This is a genomic window from Hydrogenophaga sp., from assembly GCF_030373225.1.
GTDB lineage: Bacteria > Pseudomonadota > Gammaproteobacteria > Burkholderiales > Burkholderiaceae_C > Hydrogenophaga.
Genome location: NZ_JAUCZG010000022.1, coordinates 17,384 through 32,397, shown reverse-complemented (window position 1 = coordinate 32,397; position 15,014 = coordinate 17,384). Strand labels below are relative to the sequence as shown.

Sequence of the window (15,014 nt, the reverse complement as noted above, 5' to 3'; positions counted from 1 at the left end):
GTTTGGGGCACCATCTTCAGTTACTCAGCCAGACCGCCAGGGTGTGGTGCCCCCCTTGGCGGGCGAAATCAGACGCGCTCTGACCGATTCTGTTCCTGCGCCCTGGGTCGGCTCCATGCTTCAAAAGAAACCGAATGATCTCTGTTTGCCCCGCATGGGCTGCAAACATCAGGGCATCTTCGCCACGCAGCGTGCAGGCATGCAGATCAGCGCCGGCAGCGAGCAGGGGTGGCAAGAGCTCCAGCCGTCCCTCTTGCACCGCCATGGTGAACACGGCCTTCCCGATTGAATTGGTGCGTGCCGTGTCCGACCCATGGTCCAGCAACTGCGCCACGATCTCGGCATGCCCACGAATCGCGGCCAGCATGAGCGCGTTCAGGTTGTAGCCGGCCATCTGGTCGATCGAACGCCCCCGGTCCAACTGAACCTGTACTTGCTGCGTTGAGCCGAGCCGCACGGCAGCGATGAGTTCACCAATGGCCTCTGTGTCGGTTTCGGCTTCGACGGCGTCGGCGCCTTCGCCGAGCAGGATCCGCTCAAAACATGGCAGGGCATGCCGTTGTACGTCGACCAGCCAGCGTATGGTGGCGTGGGATTGCTCGACACTACGGATGGCATCGACAAACCCTTTAATGATCTCTGCATTCGCCTCAGGATTGGACAGGTAGGCAAACTGTGTCACGCGGATGTTGTGGACCCAGGTGTGGTGATCGCTCAGTGCTGCAAAGTCCTGCGCGATGCGCGTGGCCTGTTGCCTTGCATGAACGTTTTGTGGTCGTGTGACCGGACTGAAAAGGGCACACCTTCGCTCGTCCGGGTCGGGTTGCAGGCCAACGGTCTCTCCGTGATGAACCGCAGCCCTGGCTGCCATGCCGAGGTCTTTAGCAAAAACGTACCTCCAGGACGGAGCATTGCGCATGGACGCGCTCCAGGCGATCGCGTTATCAAAATGGTCGGGGTCGGCGCGCAAAAAGGCACACGACAAAGCGTCGTCCCAGTACGCCAGCGACGGGGAAAGTTTCACGCGGTGGTGACCGAACTTGTAGGTGTGCACAGGCACCGACTTCACGCCGAAAAATCTGCGCGGATCCTCAGGCATGTTCACTGATCGCCAGGCTGTAAGCCTCATCGACCGGCAGGTGGTCGCGCACATACTGCACCGCAAGGTTGCGCCGGTACCCGTTGTTGACGGCGAAGAGATCACGCTCACGTTCGGCCTGCACAGGGGATATCTGTTTTTTTCGGGCTGTCCAATAGCTGAAGATGGCCTGCGCTGCTTCGGGCTCGGGACGGCGTGCTGCCTGGCTCCAGTGTTTCTGACAGAAAGCGGGACAAAAGCCGGAGGTATTCGCCGTCTTTGCTGCTTTCAACAGGCGGCGTTGTGCCTGCAGGACTGGCGCGGCCTCGCGTGCGAAGCTGTTGACGTCGTCCACAGCAGTGATCACGCGCCCCTCCAGCCATCCGGCCGGATCTTCCGCTGCAACCAGACGCTCGCGGCCTTCTTCTGTGGAGCTGCCTGCAACATACAGCACCAAGACAACACTACTTCCGCTGTGCCGCCGGCCCACACCCGTGTACTGACCGCGCATTGCGCCACCCTGCCAGCCAAAGTACATGAGAAGGCCGTCCGCCATGCCCTGCGGTACATGCCCTGGTGTGTCGACATCGGCGCGGATCACATGGTCTGCTTCCGGCATTTCAGCCGCGAAGTGCAGACACAAGGCGTGCAGCGCACTGCGTGTGGCTGCGGGCCACTGGCTGAATCCCACCGCTGGCCGCTCAAGCTTTTGCAGCACCTGTTCGCCGAAATAATGGGAGAAGAACGGGCCAGGCGTGGTCTCAAGGTGGAGGCCTTGGCGCTGCAGTTGGTGCATGGTTGAAGCCCTGTGTGGACGGTGGTTTTTCAGGTAGGCTGTAAGTCACGCTGCAACCCATTTGAGGGTCGCACAGCAGAGACAAATGCTACCGAGATCACGCGACGAAACATGTCGTGTTGCGCGCGGCCAGACAGGTTCTTGTGCGCTGGATCCAGCTTGTGCGCAGTTCAACGGCCAGGCTGCGCCGAATCGGTTGTGCAAGGCGGTTTGGCGAGTCTTCCCGAGCGGCGGCTCAGCTGCCCTGATCTCGCAGGATCGACCGGCGCGCGGTGGAGACAAAGGCACGAAAACCTGCTGCGAGAGCGATTCGCGGCCATGCGGTTGCGCCACGCCAGCGGCAATGTCGGCAAAGCGTGCTTGCGCCCCGAGCCATGCACGCTCATCGGGTGGCCGGCAACCGACGCCGAGCCGATCAAATACCGTCTGCCCGCCATGCCGCATGAAATTCCCATCAACCAGCGACTCAGCATCGCGCACCAAAGCTGGCGCATCGAGCGCGACCACCAGGGTCCGAAGCGGCACGTCGGCGTCGGGCATGGAACAGTCTGCGATGGTTTCAACACCACGACTTGAGCATCGCGGCCGATGGACTTCTCGTGGCTGAACGCCTTGAAGCCGACAAACCTGTTGGCGCTATAAGACTTCATCGGGCGCCCAGCGCCTGCCCTTCCCGAGAACTTGATCCCCCGCGCCAGCCACGAAAAGCCTTAAAAGGCGGCGACATCAAAACCCACCACCATTCACGGGAGAGTTGCTGATGCACCCATCAGTGTGTATAGTACACACCGATGACGAGTGCCGAATTGATACGCGAAATGCAGCGTGTGGGGTGGCGGCTGGACCGCGTGAATGGCTCGCACCACATCTACAAGCACCCCAGTCGACCCGGCATCGTGGTGGTTCCGCACCCCAAGAAGGACCTGGGGCTTGGGTTGGTCAAGGCCATCCGGCGGCAAGCCGGAATTTGAGAGGTACACACCATGCGCTATCCCATCGTCATTGAACCCGGAACCGCCACCACTGCCTGGGGCGTGGTGGTGCCCGACCTGCCGGGCTGCTTTTCAGCAGCTGACACCCTGGATGAAGCCATGGTTCAGGCTGAGGACGCCATCACTGGCTGGATTGAGGCCGCCCTTGATGATGGGCAAGCAATTCCGTCGCCATCGAGTGTTGAAGAACTGCGCGCAGCACATCCCGAGTTTGAAGGCTGGACATGGGCGCTGGTAAAAGTTGACCCCGCCATGCTGGACGACACGCTGGAGCGCGTGAACATAAGCCTTCCGCGCCGCGTGCTGCACCGCCTTGATGCACGGGCCAAGAGCACCGGCGAAACCCGCTCAGGATTCATTGCGCGCATGGCCATCGAAGGCCGGGACCAGCCCTCACACGCGTGACGGGGATCGGACAAGGCCCACCGTTGATGTGGGCCAATCCGGAACTGTTTGCGGGGTGGGCGGCCAAGCGTTGCTGGAGGGGTCAGCTCGGGCCAGCTCAAATCTGCACTGTATCGATGGGGTTGTCGCCCGATTGAGGATTGCGGCGCCAGAGCTGTCGCCTGTGGTTGTGCATGCCACCGCCCTTTGTTTGCGTCCCCTCGACGACCGAATAGCTGGCCCAGGCCTCTGTGTTGGTCGCGACCAGCAGAAGTTCCGGGAAGCGTCCCGCGGTGGACGCGACCTTCTCGAGGCCGCCGCCCCGACCGAACCTCGTCCAGTTGCCGCCAAAGCCGTGGTCTTGCAACACGACAGCGAACGGAGCCCGTGCCTCTTGCTGGCAAAACAGCGCGTCGTAGGCCGCCACCCCGTCTGCACAGATGAACAGGATGGCCAATCGCTTGGGCCCGTGGTCACCGCCCCAGCCCGGTTGGCGTTCCAGGACCGCGATGAACGCGTACGCTTGTCCGGGTGTGATCGATTGGCGCGGTGCGTTTCTCGGATGGATGTGGGGAATCCACCCGGATGGTGTCAGGTCTTGCTCCTGAACTTCGGTGTATCCGACGCTCTCGTACCCTTCAAAAGGGTGTCCTGTGGGTTCCAACTCTCGCAAAACTTCATTTTTTGTGATGCCATAGTCAGCAAAGACGAAGCTGTGAGCGACATGTTTCGCAACGAAGTACTTCACCGGCTGTCCGTCGGTACCGCTGCCCGGATAAAACACCACCCGGGCGGCAAAAAAGTCACTCGCGTGGATCGGTCGTCCAGGTGCCCAGTCCTGCAGCCACACGGGCAACGTTTCCGCCATCATCATGTTGCCATCCTCAATAAAACGTGTTGCAGTCTGATGTGCCCCCAAGGGGGCGGATGTCTGCAGCCCAGCCGTTGGTGCAGGGGCAACCGCGGCGCGGATCAAGGCCTCCAGCCTCAATGCCCGGCGCCTGGCTGCGGTTGACCAGGTTGCGCATGAAGACACGCAGTATGCACCACCGGGTGGTTGGTGATTCCGAGGGCATCTCCCGCGTCAGGACCGCTGCTCTGACGATCGCCTCGGCCTCTTCGGTTCCGTGACCGTGGTGAACGGTCAGGCGCCCGAGCGCGCTGCCAGGGCGCGCCGTCAGAAGTTCGATGCTCAGGTCGTGCAGCGTCTCAAAAGTGTTCATGGGGCTTCATGCTCAAAGGGGTGGTGACTCCGCGCGATTGCGGTCGAGCCTCACTTGCGCTCGGCGGCGTTTTTGAGTTGCTGCTCCACCATGTCCGACAAGCTGGCGGGTTGCGCTGGTGGCAACGGCTGGGCGGGTGGGGTTGCTGCAGGGGCTACCGACGGGCTTGCTGCTGCGGGCTGTGTGGCTTCGACCTGGCCGCCCGACTGGCTGGCCAACGAGGCGTCGAACAAGGCCCGGATCGTTGACCAGTTGAAAACGATGAGAACGCCGATGACGATACCGATGATGAGTCTCATGGAGAGGGGTGTCTTTCTGCTGCTGGAGAGCGTTATGGAAGATCAGGGCGGCGACAGCCGCACCGTCAATGGGTTGACCTGGACCTGGTAGGCGTGGAAGGGGCCGCACAGCACGGGTCCAACGAGCAGGGCGCCCGACCACCCCACGGGGCCACTCTCAAGCTCGTGGGAAAGCCGCCGCGCCATCGCACCTTTCACGATGGAGCGGCCCACCGAAGCGGGCTCCTGCAAGGGGCGCAATGTGGACGTGGTCAGGTGAAGATCGGTCTGTCCGTGGAGGAATTCGCCCGGGCGCACGTTGTCGAGCTCGGCGCACAGCCGGTCGGACGCCTGCGCCAGAACGGAGCCCGTGCCCAGCAGAGCCAGCCCCTGCACAGCCAAGCCCATCACTCGCAGCACACGGGCGAAATTGACGATCATGGGTGCGCCCGCGTGCCGTTCACATCTGGTCGGCACCGGCGCGCCGGCGGGTCGGTGTCACGGCAGCGTCCGCTGCGGTGCCGCTTTGAAAGCCAGCAGCGGGGGTGGCGTTGTCGCGGCGGTTGCCCGCGCTGAGGTTGTCGGCGCCTCGCTGGGTGAGGCACGAGACACCGCCGATGGCGTAGGCCACCGACCCGTTGCCCAGCTTGTAAAATCCGTCCTCGATCACCGAGAACCCCTTGATGAGCGCCGTGGCTTGCTCACGGATGGTGGCCGAACTGGTGTAACCGTTGGAGGCCTGCGTTCCCGGGGCGGGGCCACCTTCGTTCGCAATCGCCGCCTCGATCGTGTCTGTGACCCGCTTGCTGTTGATCTCTTCCTGCAGGAAGTGCGTGTAATACGCCTTGGCCTGGCTCAGGGCAATCTTTTTGGCCGCCAGAATGCTCTGCGGGCTGCCCGTCATGATCACCTGCTCGCCCTTGCACATCACCTTGGTGCAACCGGCCCCGCCCTTCACACTGATCTCAAGGCGACAGGCCATGGGTGTTGTGCCGTCGGGCAGCACCACCTCGGCCACGCCGTCGCCGGGGCGGTCCATGGCGATCCACTCCTGTTTCTCCGGGCCGGCCTGTGCGAATGCCTGTGTGGTGCAAGCCATCAGCGCCAGCGCTGAGAGTCCCTGCCGGAATCGGGTTTTACCAGTCATCATGTTTGTTTCCTTTGCGAACAGAAATGGAAGGGGTGTCGGGGGTGAGGGGTGCAGGTGGCGCAACGCTGCGGCGCACGACGTAGGCAACGCCCTTGAGGGCGAGCAGCTCCTGGCCGTCAAGCAGGCGGATCACCGCTGTCCTGGGCATCACAGTCTCGATCGTTCCGCGGGCAGCGAGTGTTTCGGCATGGCCCAGACTTTCCTTGGTGTAGGGGTCTCGCAAGACCGGGCCCTGGCGCATCAGCTCGACCGGATCACCGGCCTCAAACTGTCCAAAACCGGCGTTGATCACGGGGTTTCCGTTCTCGAACGCGATCACGCGGGCCGGAAAAACGTTGTTGATGATCTGCTCGGCCAGGTCCGCCCCCAGCTGCGTGGCCAGGTCCGCCGTGGACCCATCGCGCAGGACCCGCAAGGCTGTGGCTGTCACCGCCTGGCGGATCTGCCCCGAGGTGTAGTCGTACACGACAGCACGCGCCGAAGCCTTGGCGCGGTCCGACCCGAGCACCGACTTGCCGGGCGCGAAGTCGCTCACGTCGACCACGATCAGGAAGTCGGCGATGGCTGCCGACTGCATCCGCACATAGTTCTCGACCGGCGCGCCACCCGAGGTGATGCGGTTGAATTCACTTTGGGCTGCGCCCTGTTGCTGGCGGTCGAGCACGGCGAACTTGCGCGAGCCCACCAGCTGGTCCGACGCGCCATTGAGCAAAGCCTGGGTGAAGGCGCCCCGGTCGTTGCTTAAGGCGCGCGGCAAGCCTTGTGAGCCCATCACGACGGTGAGCTTCACGCGCTGAAGTTGCTCCGACTGGCGAAAGCTTGCCACCCCGACCTCCACCTCGGCCTTGAAGAGGCCCGCCACCGGGTCGCGTGCGACGTTCAGCGTGCGCGAAGACTTCACCACGCCACGGATCAGGCTGTCGATGCGCTGCTGGTGGCTGGCCGAGTGCTCCGACGCCCCCGACGTCGACTCGACCGACTTTGTCTGGGTCACCGTCTGCGCCTGGATGCGCTCGCCAGACACACGGCCCACCGCTTCGATCACGGCGTCCTTGATGGCCGCCGCCTCGGTCAAGCCCTGGCCGTGGGACAACACGGTGACGATCACGATGCTCTGTGCGTGGGCGGCAGCGCCAACCCACAAACCGATCAGCAGCCACCACGAAAAGACCCGATGCGTCATGGTGTTCCGATCAGAGGCAGTTGCTGCGGATGATGTCGATCAACTCGCGGCTGCCTTCTTCACCCGTGATCTTCAAAGCGCTGCGCGCGGCTTCCAGCCGGTCGGCGCCGCGCCCCGAGAACTGTTTGCTCATCGACGCACACTCCACCGCCAGTGGTTCGCTCAAGTCACTCACCTTGACGTTGAGCGACACCACGACTTCGAACGCGCTCAGACCCACCTGGCGCGCCTTGAGCACCTCCATCAAGCCGAACGCGAAGTAGGGCAGGCGGCACTGCCGGGCGGCGTCGTACATGCCCTTGGTGTCTTTGGGGTTCCAGGCCGTGTTCACGCTCATGTCCGCGTAGCGCTTGCTCAGGTCTCCCATGCTGGGCCCCGGGCATTGTGTGACCAGGTCCGGGTAACGCGACACACGAAAGCCGTTGCTCTGCAACGAGTTGGCCACCGATGTCATGGCGTCGTCCGTGGCTTCCACCTCGTAGCGGTACACCGCGTCTGTCGTGGTGGTCGAGGCGTTCGCACGCTGGGTGACCGAGGCCTGCTCGGTGCTGGAACCCGCGCTGGCCCGGCGGCCGCTTTGCTGGTTGTCCGAAGACCCTTCTGTTGCGCTGGTGGACAGCGTGAGGGCCGACTCCCGCTCGTTGGTCTCTGCTGCGGCCCGCCGGGCCAGAAAAACAAAGCCCACCAGCGGACCGCGGGCCCGCCCGCCACCCCCGGCCTGCTGCGTGGTGGTGCGGAACAGGCGGTTGAAGGCCGCGTCGATCGCGCGCTGATCGCAGGAGCCGCGCACTTCCAGGCTGAACTGGCCGGCGTCCTTGTCGAAGCGCTCGTCGGCGAAATTGAAGCTGCAGAACTGGTCGGCCATGCTGCGCAACGCGGCCTCGTTGTCCATCGCCTGTTGCGCGCGGGCCCCCGAGAAGTTCTGCGCCATGTAGCGCCGCCAGGCCCGGTCCACCGCCTGTTTGCGCGCTTCGGCCTTGAGTTCGGCTGACGGCGAACTGCTGAACAGCGCTTTGGGAACATCCATGGTGACGCGGTCGCGCACCTCAAACATCTGCGCCGCCGCCGGCCCGCACAGCGTGAGCAGCAGGCACGACCAGGTGGTCCAGCAATTCAATTTTTTCATGGGGGCATTCACGCGTTCAGAACTTGAGGGTGCTTTCAGCCTTCTGCTTGACGGAGGTGACGTCCGTACCGCTGAAGCTCAGGTAGGCGATTGCCGCCTGGGTCATGTCCAAAGTGCCCTTAGCAGCCGCCGGCACTTTGGAGGCGGCCTGGGCCAGCGACGCGGCGCTCATCAGCGCGCTGCGGTCGAGCGACTTGACGCCATCGGCCACGCTCTTCCACAGTGGAAACGCTGAGATGGCCGGCAAGAGCGCTTCGGCGGCCACGGCGCCGGCGGCGGCATCCAGCTTGGTGCCTTCCTTTTGCTTCTTTTCCATCTCGGCTTTCACCGATGCGCTGATCTCGGTGACCATGCTGGTGGCGTCGGCCAGGCCCAGCTTGCCGGACTTGATGTCTTCGGAGGTGCCCTTTGCCTTGGCGGCCGTTTCCGTCAGGCCCAGGGCCTCGGCCAGCTTGTTCACCGCCATGGCGGTCGTGTCTGTGATGCTTTTGAGGTCGGCCTCGATCTTGGTCGGATCTCCACCGCCCGAGGACTTTGCGCCACCGCCGAGGCCCGGCAGGCCGAACTGTGCCCAGGCGGGCAGGGTGGCGGCGCTCAACAGGCCGAGGGTGAAGTTGCGTTTGGAGTTTTTCATGGGGGTCCTTGGTGTGACGTTGAAGAAAGCAGGGGCTACCGTTTGCCTCAGTCGGGCCTGCGGCGGGTGGGCAGCTTGGCGGTTGCCAACTGCGCGAGTTCGGTGGCCGTTCGCGGTTCGCTGGCGGCCTTGTTGTTCTCAAGCCAGAGCGCATCGGCTGGAATCAGCTTGTTGGACATCTCGTGCGCAAAGCCGGCGATGAGCCGCGAGAACATGTCGGCGGCACTCGCGCGCTGGTCGTTCAGCGAGGTGCCCAGGTAGGTGACAGACTGCACCTTCTGCAGGCGCATGCCCAACTCGAGGTGGCGCCGGCGGTCCGGGTCCACCGAGAAGTACTCGACCAGGAACCCGCCTCCATAGGCCACCGCGAACTTCTTTTCTCGAGTCATCGCCTCTTCGGCTGAACTGGTCACCAGCGCATACACGCTGACCTGCAAGACGTGGCTGGGGTCGGGCTTTTGGAAGGCGACGATGCTGCGGTCGGCAAAGCTCAGCGTGAGTTGAGTGAGCGCGCCGTCAAAGGTGCTTGGGACGATCGGGATGTCCGCCGCCTGAGAGATGTTGCCTTCGATGGCGGAGGACACCCGGAACGCGACGCGGTCTGCAAAGTCGTCAGACAGATTTCCCTGCTGCCGCGCCTGCGGCAGGATCTGCAGCGGTGCCACAGCCACCCAGACATCGCGTTCGCTCAGCCGGAGTTGACCCAGCCGCTTGTGCCACTCGGCCACCAGATCGGCCTTTCCCGCCTGACCCATCAGCATCGCGGCCACGATTGTTTTGCGGCCTTCTGCGGAAGGCTGCTGGCCATCGGGGTAAGCGTGCTGATAACGCACCTGCACCGGGTAGCTCGCCACAATGCGCTGGCGCGAAGGGTCCCTGGAGACGTTGCCCACCAGCACCAGCGCCTGCACCACGAAGTCGACAAAGGTGGTCTGCTCGATGGCGTACGCGGTGATGGACTCACCGGCCATGACGAAACTCAGTGCGTAAGCGTCGTCGCCCTGGCGGACCTGGTCGTCAACGAGAATTTGAAGGCCGGGGATGCTCGATGCCGACTGACTGACCGTCAGTGCAACACGCTGGCGGAACCGTTCCAGGAAGGGCGCGTCTTGCGTCAGCAGTTCGTACAGGGTCGGCATCAACCGGGGCAACTGGCTAAAGTCCCCCGCGAGGGACACCCCAGCCCACTGAACGACCTTGCGGTCCTGGGCCAGCGCGTCGGGCGCACCGCTGGCGAGGCATCCAGCCACCAAAGTGCTCAGCAGGGTACGGCGGTTCAGGCTCATGGGCGTCAAAATGGCAAAATCGTCAGACGTTGCTGGTTGTCGAAGGTCGTGAAGCGTGAGGTTCTGGGCTTTTCCTGATGTGGCGTCCGGGTAGTGCACGTCGGAAGGCGTCCGCAAAGGGCCCGACCGTTCGGAAGCAACTTCATGGAATGATGGTCGCGTCTGAAGAGGACAAAAGATGTCGGTTTGGACGTATTTGTCGGTTTTGACGGAATTTCGTCAGGGCATCAGTCGCACCGTATGCACTGAGGGCCTGTACCAGGTGACACGTGGGACCTTGCTTGCAGTGCCCGCTGCGCATGGCAAGGGGGGAACGGGACCAACTGGTGAATAGTTGGATACATCCGAGGGTACGGGTCCACCACCGCCGGAAGGTTTGTTCTTGGGAAACTGTTTGGGTGATCGCTGTCAGCCTGGCACAATTGACCAAAGACTGCGATTACTCGTCAAGAGTACGCAAACGCACCGCATGACGCCCTTTCTGAGCTCCAAAATCGAGGGTCGAACGTTGGAGTGGTCTATATCCGCATCGAAGCAAATCTAAATCTGCGCGCAAGAAGATCGCGGCTGGCAATAGGCGGATCAATTAATCACCGACCGCAATCAAGAAGATTGTTAATCATCAAATCCGCAGTTCAAACCTCGGCCGACGGAGGTATTGATCGCAAGTGCCCGCAGATGTTCGAGCATGGGATGTTCGATCGGAACATATCTGAATGCGCAGGGTCCATTGAGAATGGCAGCCTCACTGATATCGGGCTGATTGCCATCCAAAAGATGACTAATAGGAACCCTGCGAAGGCTGCGCCATGAGACGCGCACTGAGGCCAGGCATGCTCCACGGCTCTTTTTTTCATCTGGAAATTTGGAGAGTAATAGTCGCTTGTCGCGAAACGCGATCTCGCAGATCTCTGGCGTATGATAGCGCAAGGGAACCTCGATCAACAGTCTGCCATCAGCTGCAACGATGGCTTGTATGAAACCTTCGCTGAGCTGGGCATCCGGAATTTCGCCCATTCTTCCAATCAGCCTTTCGGCAGCAATCCGAAATGCTTGGCTATTTCGCGACTCCTCTGGAGCCCACACAGCTGCAGCCGGGTCAGAACTTAGAGCGGTTGCTACAACTGCAGGATTCAGCATCCTTTCTGGAGGAATCAACCTTAGAGCTGTTCCAGTCCTCATCACCGCTTGGAGGATCATCTCATCGGTCATGATATCTTTTGGAACAAAGGCGATATTGTCACCATTCCATCTCACTGCTTTTGAACAAATAGCGTCGCTTCGACAATCTGCGGGAATTTCCGCCAAGCTTCTAAAGTGAACGCGCTCGTAGACCTCTTGCGTTCGAAGGTGTTGTGGTACCAGATCGATCGAAGCATGGCCCACCAATGCCATCTCCAAGCACATGTTATCGGACCGAAGTTCACTTGGAAGATGTTCAAGCCAGCTATCAGACTTTTCGATAAAAATCTTGCATATCTCCCGAGTACGATGAATCGATGGAATGCATTCCAACACCGTTTCGCTGAAGTGACTGACCTGTATTGCTAACAGACATACGTCGTAGTCGAGATAATCACTCGGTATAGTCGCAAGAAGATCTTGCACGGCGTCTGGTTCATCGACAATGCACTGCAATAGTATATTGCGCCGCAGTCGTTCAGGAACGAGTGGCAATGCCTGAGGTCGTAGCCTAACAATCTCAGCTATCCTTGCCTGTGGATTTATAAAAACGGCAGCCAGGACATTTCTCATCCTGTCTTCGGGCACGAGCTGCAGAGAGTTGGGATCGCTTAGCAACATTTCCATGTAAAGCCTGTCATCCAAACAGTCGCCTGGAACGAACATGGCTGCGGACCAATGAAATCTGACCAACGATCTGTGGAATTCACGCGTGAACATGGTTTGATCCCAGAAACACGGATTCAGACTCTCAAATCCATGGTCGTGTGCCTTGACCGAATTGAGTACTTCAACCAAATGTGAGAGGTTCATTTCAAACTTTTTTTACAGAACATTTGAGCATCTTCAGTGGAGCCATTGTCTTTCTTTAATGCATTGCCTTTGGGCTTTCCATTGCTGAATTTTCCTGGGCCCGGCATTCAAGGACCATCACAGACGAATGCAGTCCGCAAATCAACTCAATTGTTCTAGTTTGCATCAGTAAAAACATTCTTCAAAGTGATGCGGTCGAGGAATCAAGGCCAATATACCAACATATCAGGGAGGGCATTGTATTGTGGCGAATTTGCCCCAGTTATCTTGGTCGGCGATTAGGAAGTTGCTCGCTATCTATCCATAAATAGGGATCCATTAAAAATGCGGCTCTATTTTTAGCAATCCATGCTCTTGTAGAGCTTCTGCCATTTTGGAATTCATCAGTAGGTGGACTATCCTTTCGAAGCAATTTCATCTTCAAATAAAATCCGAGTGGATATTTTTCGATTCCCTTGACATTGTCATCAAGATACAGACGCGATTGCCACGGGCTAGTCCATGCATCAGCGAAGCACCCAAAACTCACAGCGGACCCATATTCGGGGTTCGCTGGATGATCTATTATTTTATTTAAGTAATGACAATCATTTTTAAGCATGCCAAGCTCCTCAAGTAGCCAGATTCTATGCTTGAAGATAGATCGAACCAAGGGATTGGAAATTGAAGCTTTGTTATCGGTCTGTATCTGTAAGATGGCCCCTTGCCAAAGATCAGGTCTTTGACCCTGTCGCGGACTCCAACCACTGGCCACTCGAGTTGCGAATCTGGTCTTCGGGGCCAACAGATGCATCACGGGTAGCTTGACCAAAAGTGCCCTCATCCAGTCTAAATAGCCGATATCGCCTCCAACATGGAAGACAACCAACTTCGTTTGAGTGCAAAGAGCCAGATGATTGATAGTTCTTTGAAACATTGGTTGAGTCATCAAAGTGCTGCGAACGTCCACAAAAAGTCTTTCGCAGCACCCTCCCGGTTCTCCTAAGGGAAGTGTATTCCAAGTATCTCTTAAGGGTGATTCGTCTCCGCGTTGAGCCCAGTGATCAATTTTCTTGTCCCATTCGCTGGCTTCTTCTTCTGTCATTCCATCTTCTGGATCCAAGCCATCAATGAAATCAGTGCCTAATGGATCATTGGCCCAGTGATGTTGTCGATCAAAATCGCCTTCACGAGTAAACCGCACTTCGCGTTGGATGCCGGGCGTTTCTCGATCGAGGATGTTTCTAAGGCCAATTCGATTGAGTATTTGATAGCTTCTGTTATGCTTTTGATTCGTTTCAATGAGTCTGATAATGCCTGCGTCGCACAGTGACTTTAAATGACGCTGTATTCTGGCGCTCAAAAGGGTTGGCGGTATATTCTCGAAATCTCTCTGAAGGAATTTGCGCAGTTCTGATGACTTAAATTGATCGGTATTTCTGCATAAATGATCCAGTGCGGCGGCAACGTTGTGAAGTGAGGGCATTGAAGTTTCTTTTTGTGATTAAAATTAGCCTAGGCGGGAGAGTCCTTTTGGTGCTTCTTTACATGAAGTCGGAGGACGCTTCCCAGCAATCCTGGCGGTAGAACGACCGGTGTTGGTGATGATAGGAATATCCCATTCTGAAGCAATAGGTCATACGGCAACACCCACAATTCAAACGGTTGATTGCCACCTTCGTAAATGTGCGGACCCGATGCACAAACAAGACCTGCCGAAGGCGGTGTGATGATTGCCAACTGCACGGTGGAGTTTGGTCCTTTCCAGTAGTTGGCATAGGCGAACATCTGGTACAGATCTGCTTGTGATATCTTCGCCTGATCGCCTTCGTAAAGCTTCCATTTGGTATCGCAAATCACGATCGCATCGTCTTGCTGAATCACGATGTCCGGGCGCATTTGATAGGAGCTGTTGAAGGGGCCGCTTTGTTGGGTAAAGAGTGATTTCTCTCGCCCTTGGGTTTGGATGGTGATGCCGGTTCCTTGTACGGCCAACCGAAGGCGTTCGGCCACGTAGGCTTCAAACAGCTTTTCAGCAGGGAAAAGAAAGCTGTCAAAGCGATGTGCGCCCTGTGCGGGCACCGGTGAAAAGGGGCGCAGCAAGGCTTTGCACCACGATTCGATGTCCCGGTAGTGCGATGCCCCGCGTTCTTTGCGCCATGCCTTGAAGTCCGAGGGCTGCTCGCCCGGAGAGGACTTTGGAATGTCTGAGAAAGAGAGCATCAGTTCCCCCGCTCGTCTTTTGTGGTCGGTGTTCCGGCTGCGTCGCCATGCCACGTCGAGCGCGGCGTGGATCAGGCGGTTTTCGGGCCGATTGGCTGTGAACTCGTCAAAGCGCACGTACAGCTTCGCCTGGTTGGCCGCGTTGCGCTGAAGATGCTGCTGCAGTTGAAGGCGCCCTCGCAGAACCGGAAGGTTGTCTTCGAGGGTCTCGTAGGACGAGCGCAGGCCACGCGCGACCAGCTTGGACATCCGCTGCAAGAACCGCAAGAGAAACCATTCAAAGAGGGTGTCGTTGTGCACGCCCTGCGATGCTTCGCCAATCCCGCGAAACGGCATGTCCGGGACAGTGTCAAGCATGTGTCCCACCACTTGGCGCAGGCGGGGCAGGCTGGTGCCCCCGTTGCGACCCAGTTTGGGCAGTATTTCCAGCGAACCCTCGGCCGTGGCCAACACGCCAATGTGGTTCTTGACCCTGAGCCTGGGCTGCCTGCCAGGACCCGGTGCAGCACGGTAGACGACGCCTCGGGTGTCTGTGTCTTCCTCTTCGACCAGTTTCTCCAGGCTGTCCCAAAAGGCTGCGGGCAATGGGCATGACAGCAAGTTGTCGTTTGCGGGTGGGGGCGGGTTTGGATCTCCATCCCGCAAAAGGTAGCCGTATTCACATACTTGGTACATGGCTTGCAACAC

17 protein-coding genes are annotated in these 15,014 nt (G+C 59.4%); 2 read left to right on the top strand and 15 right to left on the bottom strand.

Annotated features, from left to right (window positions below):
• Positions 1-16: 16 nt before the first annotated feature.
• From QUV35_RS13030 to QUV35_RS13020, 3 genes are read right to left on the bottom strand one after another with little or no spacing between them, the layout of a single operon-like run.
• Positions 17-1,099 (bottom strand): ankyrin repeat domain-containing protein, encoded by a 1,083-nt coding sequence (locus tag QUV35_RS13030; RefSeq protein WP_300874644.1) that lies wholly within the window; start codon positions 1,097-1,099, stop codon positions 17-19.
• The gene (locus tag QUV35_RS13025; RefSeq protein ID WP_300874642.1) at positions 1,092-1,874 is read right to left on the bottom strand and encodes a hypothetical protein; all 783 of its coding nucleotides are present in this window, start codon (positions 1,872-1,874) and stop codon (positions 1,092-1,094) included. The genes QUV35_RS13030 and QUV35_RS13025 overlap by 8 nt, the downstream gene beginning before the upstream one ends.
• Before the next feature lie 45 nt (positions 1,875-1,919).
• Positions 1,920-2,414, bottom strand: coding sequence for a hypothetical protein (locus QUV35_RS13020; protein WP_300874639.1), 495 nt, complete (start codon positions 2,412-2,414; stop codon positions 1,920-1,922).
• Between the two features lie 251 nt (positions 2,415-2,665).
• Between QUV35_RS13020 and QUV35_RS13015 the strand changes: the two genes are divergently transcribed.
• On the top strand, positions 2,666-2,845 hold the full coding sequence (locus QUV35_RS13015) for a type II toxin-antitoxin system HicA family toxin (RefSeq protein ID WP_300874636.1): 180 nt from the start codon (positions 2,666-2,668) through the stop codon (positions 2,843-2,845).
• 12 nt (positions 2,846-2,857) lie between these two features.
• Positions 2,858-3,271, top strand: coding sequence for a type II toxin-antitoxin system HicB family antitoxin (locus tag QUV35_RS13010; RefSeq protein WP_300874634.1), 414 nt, complete (start codon positions 2,858-2,860; stop codon positions 3,269-3,271).
• A gap of 97 nt (positions 3,272-3,368) precedes the next feature.
• On the opposite strand, the gene QUV35_RS13005 is transcribed toward QUV35_RS13010, so the two are convergent.
• From QUV35_RS13005 to QUV35_RS12950, 12 genes are all read right to left on the bottom strand, one after another.
• Positions 3,369-4,124 (bottom strand): hypothetical protein, encoded by a 756-nt coding sequence (locus QUV35_RS13005; RefSeq protein ID WP_300874631.1) that lies wholly within the window; start codon positions 4,122-4,124, stop codon positions 3,369-3,371.
• Between the two features lie 10 nt (positions 4,125-4,134).
• Positions 4,135-4,473: a hypothetical protein gene (locus QUV35_RS13000; RefSeq protein ID WP_300874629.1), complete on the bottom strand. Its 339-nt coding sequence runs from the start codon at positions 4,471-4,473 to the stop codon at positions 4,135-4,137.
• Between the two features lie 50 nt (positions 4,474-4,523).
• A complete protein-coding gene (locus QUV35_RS12995; protein WP_300874626.1) occupies positions 4,524-4,772 on the bottom strand; it encodes a hypothetical protein in 249 nt (82 codons plus the stop codon).
• Positions 4,773-4,814: 42 nt separating this feature from the next.
• Positions 4,815-5,192, bottom strand: coding sequence for a hypothetical protein (locus QUV35_RS12990; RefSeq protein WP_300874624.1), 378 nt, complete (start codon positions 5,190-5,192; stop codon positions 4,815-4,817).
• Positions 5,193-5,211: 19 nt separating this feature from the next.
• Positions 5,212-5,901 carry a hypothetical protein gene (locus tag QUV35_RS12985; RefSeq protein WP_300874621.1) on the bottom strand — a complete coding sequence of 230 codons (690 nt, stop codon included), beginning with the start codon at positions 5,899-5,901 and terminating at the stop codon, positions 5,212-5,214.
• Positions 5,888-7,084 (bottom strand): hypothetical protein, encoded by a 1,197-nt coding sequence (locus QUV35_RS12980; RefSeq protein WP_300874618.1) that lies wholly within the window; start codon positions 7,082-7,084, stop codon positions 5,888-5,890. The genes QUV35_RS12985 and QUV35_RS12980 overlap by 14 nt, the downstream gene beginning before the upstream one ends.
• 10 nt (positions 7,085-7,094) lie before the next feature.
• The gene (locus QUV35_RS12975) at positions 7,095-8,210 is read right to left on the bottom strand and encodes a hypothetical protein (RefSeq protein ID WP_300874615.1); all 1,116 of its coding nucleotides are present in this window, start codon (positions 8,208-8,210) and stop codon (positions 7,095-7,097) included.
• 16 nt (positions 8,211-8,226) lie between these two features.
• Positions 8,227-8,844 carry a hypothetical protein gene (locus QUV35_RS12970; protein ID WP_300874612.1) on the bottom strand — a complete coding sequence of 206 codons (618 nt, stop codon included), beginning with the start codon at positions 8,842-8,844 and terminating at the stop codon, positions 8,227-8,229.
• Between the two features lie 47 nt (positions 8,845-8,891).
• Complete coding sequence (locus tag QUV35_RS12965) at positions 8,892-10,130, bottom strand: hypothetical protein (RefSeq protein WP_300874610.1); 1,239 nt, start codon at positions 10,128-10,130, stop codon at positions 8,892-8,894.
• 615 nt (positions 10,131-10,745) lie between these two features.
• Entirely contained in the window at positions 10,746-12,125 is a 1,380-nt protein-coding gene (locus QUV35_RS12960) for a hypothetical protein (protein ID WP_300874607.1), read from the bottom strand.
• A gap of 262 nt (positions 12,126-12,387) precedes the next feature.
• A complete protein-coding gene (locus QUV35_RS12955; RefSeq protein ID WP_300874605.1) occupies positions 12,388-13,590 on the bottom strand; it encodes a hypothetical protein in 1,203 nt (400 codons plus the stop codon).
• Positions 13,591-13,619: 29 nt separating this feature from the next.
• The gene (locus QUV35_RS12950) at positions 13,620-15,014 is read right to left on the bottom strand and encodes an McrC family protein (RefSeq protein ID WP_300874601.1); all 1,395 of its coding nucleotides are present in this window, start codon (positions 15,012-15,014) and stop codon (positions 13,620-13,622) included.